We start from the raw sequence: 2,360 nt of genomic DNA, 5'->3' as shown, positions 1-2,360 counted from the left end.
ACCCGGTCAGGTCGTTCGGTGGCGACGAGGGGCCGGCGCGGACCGCCGGAGACCCCGCGTTCGAGGCGCGCTGCAAGCTCTTCCACGGTGGAGGCCTCGAACAGCAGGCGCAGCGGAACGGTGGCGTTCAGCGCGGCACCGATGCGGGAGACCACCTGGGTGGCGATGAGCGAGTTGCCGCCGAGCGCGAAGAAGTCGTCGTCGAGGCCGATGCGGTCGACACCGAGGACCTCGGAGTAGATCGACGCGACGACCTGCTCGGTGGAGGTGGTGGGAGCGCGGAACTCCTTGACCTCGAAGACCGGGTCGGGCAGTGCCTTGCGGTCGAGCTTGCCGGACGCACCGAGCGGCATGGCGTCGAGGAGCACGTAGGCGGCGGGCACCATGTAGGCCGGTAACTGCGCGGACAGTGCCGCACCAGCCGCCACCTGGTCGAAGGTCGCACCGGCCTGCGGGACGACGTAGGCGACGAGCTGGTCCTGACGGACGAGCACGACGGCCTGGTCGACCTCGTCGAGGGCGAGCAGCGCGGTCTCGATCTCGCCGAGTTCGATGCGCAGACCGCGAAGCTTGACCTGGAAGTCGGTGCGGCCGATGTAGTCGAGTTCGCCGGCGCCCTCCGTCCAGCGCACGAGGTCGCCGGTGCGGTACAGCCGCTCACCGTCGCCGAACGGCGAGGCGACGAAGCGTTCGGCCGTGAGGTCGGGGCGCTGCATGTACCCGCGGGCGAGCTGGGCTCCCGCGAGATAGAGCTCTCCCGCGACCCCCACGGGCACGGGCGCGAGACGCTCGTCGAGGACGTAGACGCGGGTGTTCCACACGGGGGCGCCGATCGGCACGGAGACCGTGTCGGCGTCGGTGGCCTCGTGGTAGGTCACGTCCACGGCCGCCTCGGTGGGGCCGTAGAGGTTGTGCAGGCCGGCATCGGACAGCAGTGCCCGCGTGCGTGCGGCCAGTGCGGGCGGCAGTGCCTCACCGGAGGCGAAGACGTGACGGAGTGACGTGAGGTCGTCGGCCGATGCCTCGGCGACGAACACCGCGAGCATCGACGGCACGAAGTGCACGACGGTCACGCCGCACCGTTCGATCACCGAGGTCAGGTACCGCGGGTCGCGGTGACCGTCGGGCACGGCGACCACCAGCCGGGCGCCGATCTGCAAGGGCCAGAAGAACTCCCACACCGACACGTCGAAGGTGAACGGGGTCTTCTGCAGCACCACGTCGGCGCCGGTGAGCGGGTATTCGTGCTGCATCCAGCGCAGACGGTTGACGATCGCGCCGTACGGCACCGCCACACCCTTCGGGCGCCCGGTCGATCCGGACGTGAAGATGACGTAGGCGGTGTTCGACGCCCGCAGCGGAGACGTCCGCTCGGCGTCGGTGACCGGCCCGGACGCCGTCGCGGACAGGTCGAGGGTGTCGACGAGCAGGCTCGGGACGGACCTCTCCCCCGGTACCCGGAATCCGTCGCGTTCGGTGCTCAGCACCACCACGGGCGCGGCGATGTCGAGGATGTACCCGTTGCGATCCTCGGGCTGATCCGGATCGATCGGCACGTAGGCACCACCGGCCGTAACGACCGCGTACATACCGACGAGCAGATCCAGCGAGCGGCGCATCGCCAGACCCACCCGCGCGTCGGGACCGACACCGAGCGAGATCAGATGCCGCGCAAGATGATTCACACGCTCCGAGAACTCGCCGTAGGTCAGCGACTCGCCCTCGAACTCCACCGCGACCGCATCCGGCGACCGCCGGACCTGCTCGGCGAACAGATCCACGAGGGTCGAGGTGTCGTCGAGCGCGCGGCCGGTGTCGTTCCACTGCTCGAGGACCTGCACGCGTTCGGCATCGTCGAGCAGGTCGACATCACCGATAGCGACGGAGAGATCACCGGTGACCGCATCGAGGAGACGGACGAAGCGCTCGGCGACGCGCTCGACCGTGCGGGTGTCGAACAGATCGGTGGCGTAGGCCAGGCCCACCGAGTACTCGGCGGCACCGGTCGCGGTCGGCGTCTCGGTGACGACGAACTGGAGGTCGAACTTGGCGGTCGCGATGTCGAGGTCGACGGCCTCGACGGTCAGCCGCGGAAGTTCGAGGGAGCCGGTCTCGAGGTTCTGGAACGACAACATCACCTGGAACAGCGGGTGACGCGCGGTGGAGCGCTCGGGGTCGATGATCTCGACGAGTCGTTCGAACGGCAGGTCGGCGTGGCCGAACGCCTCGAGGTCGGCGCCGCGCACCCGGCCGAGCACCTGCTCGAACGACTCGCCGCCCTCGACCCGGGTGCGCAGCACGAGGGTGTTGACGAACATGCCCACCAGATCGTCGAGCGCCGCGTCGCCACGACCGGCCAC

The 2,360-nt window shown here is 69.6% G+C and carries 1 protein-coding gene; it reads right to left on the bottom strand.

What is annotated here, in order from left to right:
* Positions 1-2,360, bottom strand: a 2,360-nt coding sequence (locus NVV99_RS26145) for an amino acid adenylation domain-containing protein (protein ID WP_260783269.1), incomplete at both ends; no start/stop codon positions are given.

Origin of the sequence: Rhodococcus sp. PAE-6 (assembly GCF_025290685.1) — a bacterium.
Classification (GTDB): Bacteria; Actinomycetota; Actinomycetes; order Mycobacteriales; family Mycobacteriaceae; genus Rhodococcus; species Rhodococcus pyridinivorans.
The sequence above is the reverse complement of the archived record's forward strand: the minus strand, read 5'-3'. Positions and strand labels throughout refer to the sequence as shown.